The sequence below is a fragment of the Deltaproteobacteria bacterium genome (genome assembly GCA_011773515.1).
In the GTDB taxonomy this organism is placed as follows: domain Bacteria; phylum Desulfobacterota; class Deferrimicrobia; order J040; family J040; genus WVXK01.
The window spans coordinates 1-3,735 of the sequence record WVXK01000023.1 but is presented as its reverse complement, the minus strand read 5'-3'; the positions used below and the strand labels follow the sequence as shown (position 1 = coordinate 3,735).

Annotated in this window: 5 protein-coding genes; all 5 read right to left on the bottom strand. The window is 57.9% G+C overall.

Annotated features, from left to right (window positions below):
* Window positions 1–149, bottom strand: a 149-nt coding sequence (locus tag GTN70_02635; GenBank protein NIO15890.1) for a hypothetical protein, incomplete at its 3' end; no start/stop codon positions are given.
* On the bottom strand, window positions 136–657 hold the full coding sequence (locus GTN70_02630) for a hypothetical protein (protein ID NIO15889.1): 522 nt from the start codon (window positions 655–657) through the stop codon (window positions 136–138). The genes GTN70_02630 and GTN70_02635, both read right to left, overlap by 14 nt.
* A 33-nt stretch (window positions 658–690) precedes the next feature.
* Window positions 691–1,005, bottom strand: a complete 315-nt coding sequence (locus GTN70_02625; protein NIO15888.1) for a hypothetical protein — start codon at window positions 1,003–1,005, stop codon at window positions 691–693.
* A 252-nt stretch (window positions 1,006–1,257) separates the two neighbouring features.
* The gene (locus GTN70_02620) at window positions 1,258–2,358 is read right to left on the bottom strand and encodes an OmpA family protein (protein ID NIO15887.1); all 1,101 of its coding nucleotides are present in this window, start codon (window positions 2,356–2,358) and stop codon (window positions 1,258–1,260) included.
* A 162-nt stretch (window positions 2,359–2,520) separates the two neighbouring features.
* Window positions 2,521–3,735, bottom strand: a 1,215-nt coding sequence (locus GTN70_02615) for a beta-propeller fold lactonase family protein (GenBank protein ID NIO15886.1), incomplete at its 5' end; no start/stop codon positions are given.

Here is a 3,735-nt window from a genome sequence, read left to right as displayed (position 1 = left end):
CGCGCGTGGGTCTTTTGCGCAAGGAGCGCGCCGATGAGGGGAACGGGTGAAAGGGTCCCCACGCCGGTCAGCTCGTTGCTTCGAACCTCCCGGGAAATGAGGAAGGACAGGTACTCCTCCACCGTTATGATCGTTTCAGGGAAGGGCATTTTCAAAAAATAGTTCCGCAACCCCTGCCGCGTACTCTTCCTCGCTCATGCCGAACACGTAGGTGGCCAGGTAGCCGTGAAACTTCTCTTCGCTCTTTGCCCGGTCAACGTAAAGCTTTACGTGATCCCCGTCGACCGGGTATGTGCCCGGGCAGGACGTGGGATGGGCCCCCAGGGGCCGGTGAACGACGAGGTCGACGTGGAGGGCAGAGAGAAATGTCTGTCCCATTCTGGCGACCAGATCCTTTTCGTCGACGATACGTTCAACGGAAGCGATCGTCGTGCGGGCCGAAAGGGCGGCGAGCCGGTTGGCCTCCGATCCCGGGATGACCAGGTTGCCGAGGGGGTCGCTCAATATCGCGTGCAGTATGCAGATATCGGGGGTAATCGATGGGACGACGAAAATCTCCCTCCCGGAATAGGGGTCCGTTACCTTGAGGAAATCTTTCCTCACCCGCTCGTAGTCGGTTCCGTGGACGCCGTGCACGGGCATGAAGGGAAGGCCCATGGCCCCAGCCTGGAGCCCCGCGAGTATGCCCGGTCACGTGTGCTCCTTCAGTTTGATCAGGCCCTTTTCCGAGGCGCGACGGAAGTTCGGCGCGAGCCCGTACTCGCCCATGGAGATCTGCGGGAACTCGAGCGACCTGACCGCATTCGCCCCGATCAGCATATCGATGTTGATGCCCCCGATCGGGGAGACAAAAAGGTCGAGGTCCTTCTTCCGCGCCCGTATCATTTCCCTGATCAGGGCCATGGGCGAGTTTGCCATAGATCCGGCGATGACGACGCTCGCTCCATCGTCGATCCGGGCAACTGCATCCTTAAGAGAGGTAAACTCTGCCTTCGCGAAACTCACGTTTTCCTCCTAAAAGAGACATTGTAACAGAAAATAATGGCGAGGGAGCAGAGAGTCCGGACTGTCCCCGGCGTGGGTGCGGCCAGGATAAGGTTGGGCCAGGCAAAACTCTCACAAAGCACGCGGGTAATTACCGGCTTGTTTCTTTCACACCTGCGGTATCTCACGGAAACTGCTGTGGAGGTGATGGCGGTGAATTTTAAGCCGGGGGCGCGCCGGGCAGAAGCGCATCGGGCTCTGGTGTGCTTTCCGTCACTGCCCGCTCAAAGGAGCGGCGGTTATGATAACCAGGACCCTGCGGTTGCGCTCCCTCCCTTCTTTCGTTTTGTTGTCGGCGACAGGCCTGGTTTCACCGAAGCCGACGGCTTTGATACGGGACGGGTCTATCTCGAATCTCTCGACGAGGTAGTTTTTCACGCTGTCGGCTCTCTTCTGCGATATGGCGAGGTTGTATTCGGCGCGGCCCGTGCTGTCCGTGTGGCCCTCGATGACCGCGGCAGTCTCGGGGTATTTCTTCATGAAGTCGGCTGCTTTTTCAAGCAGCGGGCCATACGTATCTTTGACCTCCGCGCTGTTTTTGTCGAACTCCACGTTCAGCGTCATCGACACTTCCTTCTTTTCCGGCACGACACAGCCCGTTTCGTCGACTTTTTCTCCGGCAGCCGTTTCCGGGCAGCTGTCGAGGTAGTCGGCGACGCCGTCATTGTCGCTGTCGGTGGGACAGCCCTTCGCGTCGACGGGGGCGCCGGAGGGAGTGCCCGGGCACAGGTCCTCCGAATCGCTGATGCCGTCCATGTCGCTGTCCTTTGGCGGTTCTTTCGCCTTGCCGAACTGATACGTGACCCCCAGGGTAAAGGCGAAGTTGTTCAGGGCGTCGCTGTAGGCGATGATGTGCCGGATGTCGCCCCGTATGGCGATGTTTTCCCCTACGAAGAATTTTGCCCCGGCACCGTAATTGAAGAGGAACCCGGAGCTGCTCCCCGCGCCTTCGAACTGAATGTCGATGCCGCCGATTCCCGCCGCGACGAAGGGGACGAATTTTTCCTCGGGGCGAAAGTGGTAGAGGCCCTCGGCGTGGTAGAGGTAGCCCTCGGCATTGACATCGACGAAGTCGAACTCCGTGTCAACGTAGTCGAAGGATAGCTCCCCGCCCCAGTGACGGTCGAAGTTGTATCCCAGCCGGAGCCCGAAGAGGGTTCCGTCCTCGAGCCTCTGCTCGCTGTCGAAGGTGTAAATCCCGACAAGGGGGGAGACGGTAAAAGTGCCGGGTTTGACCTCGGCGCCCGCCCAAGACCCCCACAAGGCAAGGATTGCAGCAGCCATGATCGATATGCCAACCTTGTTCCTGTCCACCAATAACCACCAGTGATTTTGCCAATGTAAAAATTGAGGGCAAAAAAATATGTTTAAGCTTTTAACACGGCAAGAGATGAGTTGTCAATGATGCTCGTCTCGAGGGTAAGACCCGGAAGGCGGATCGCATTTCCGCCTTCCGGGTCGGGTATCAATAGCTTTTTAGGGAAGAACCCCCAGTATGGTGATGCCGGCTGGGCCGCTGCCGGCGGAAACTGTCGTTCGTCCCGAGAGAGAACCGTCTGCTGCATTGATGACGAAAGAATCCACGGTCCCGTCAACGAAGTTGGTCGCGAAGGCGAAGTTCCCATTGGAATCAACCGTCACCGTATACGACCTGTCGTCGTTGTTCGGTGGATTGGCTGCGGCCGATGTGGGAAATGGGGACCCGGGAACCGTTGATGGGCTGATGAGGTCCCCCGGTGTGCCACCGGTGCTCCCATCATCAATCGCAAATGCATCAATGTTTGCAGTTCTCTCGTTCAGCGCGTAGACAAATCCTCCATTGGGATGTGTTGCCACCGAGCGCGTCCTTTCTCCCGTGTCCGTATCGGAGATCCAGATGAGGGAACCTGTATCACCGCCCATGGTTCCATCATCTATCTGGAATGCCGTTATACTGCCTGTATTACTTGCCGGGTCGTAATTTGCCGTGTAGAGGTATTGGCCCGTGGGATCGATAGCAAGGCCGCGTGGTCTTTTACCAGTTGGAAATATGCTGCTATATGGTGAAGGATTTGCCCCTAAGATAGGCGCAAGTGATCCGCCTGGATTGATGATGAATCCGGAGAAATTGTTGTCACCCTCGTTGGCAACGTAGAGAAAATCGGCCGTCGGGTGGGGTGCGACGAATCGGGCCTGCGTTCCCGAAGCGACTGGGTTTCCTATAGGTGTGAGTTCCCCAGTCGACTGGTTGATCGAGTAGGCTGAGACAGTACCGTCCCCGATGTTCGCCACGTACAGGAATGAGCCCGTCCGGTCGACGGCCACGGAGAAGGGCTGGGCATTGGCGGCTGCAATTTCCGCCTCTATCAGAGAGAGCCCGCCGGTGGAGGAATCAATCGCAAGGGCGGAAACGGTGTCGTTGTCGGCATTTGCCACGTAGAGGAACTCACCCGACGGGTGAGCGGCGACCGCAAATGAACCCGGCGCTGCATCGATGAGGAACGTGGAGCCCGGATCCGGGGAAAGCGCTCCGGTTGAGGGGTCGACGTTGTAAATCGATATGTTCCCGGACGTTCTGTTTGCCACGAAGGCGAAGCGGTCATTGTCGGTGATTGTTGCTGTTACATTGTTTGCGTTGAAATTGTCGTAGATCGGATCCGCACTCGCGGCCGTGTGGGTTATGGTCGATGTGTGGGTGCCTTCAACGGCTGA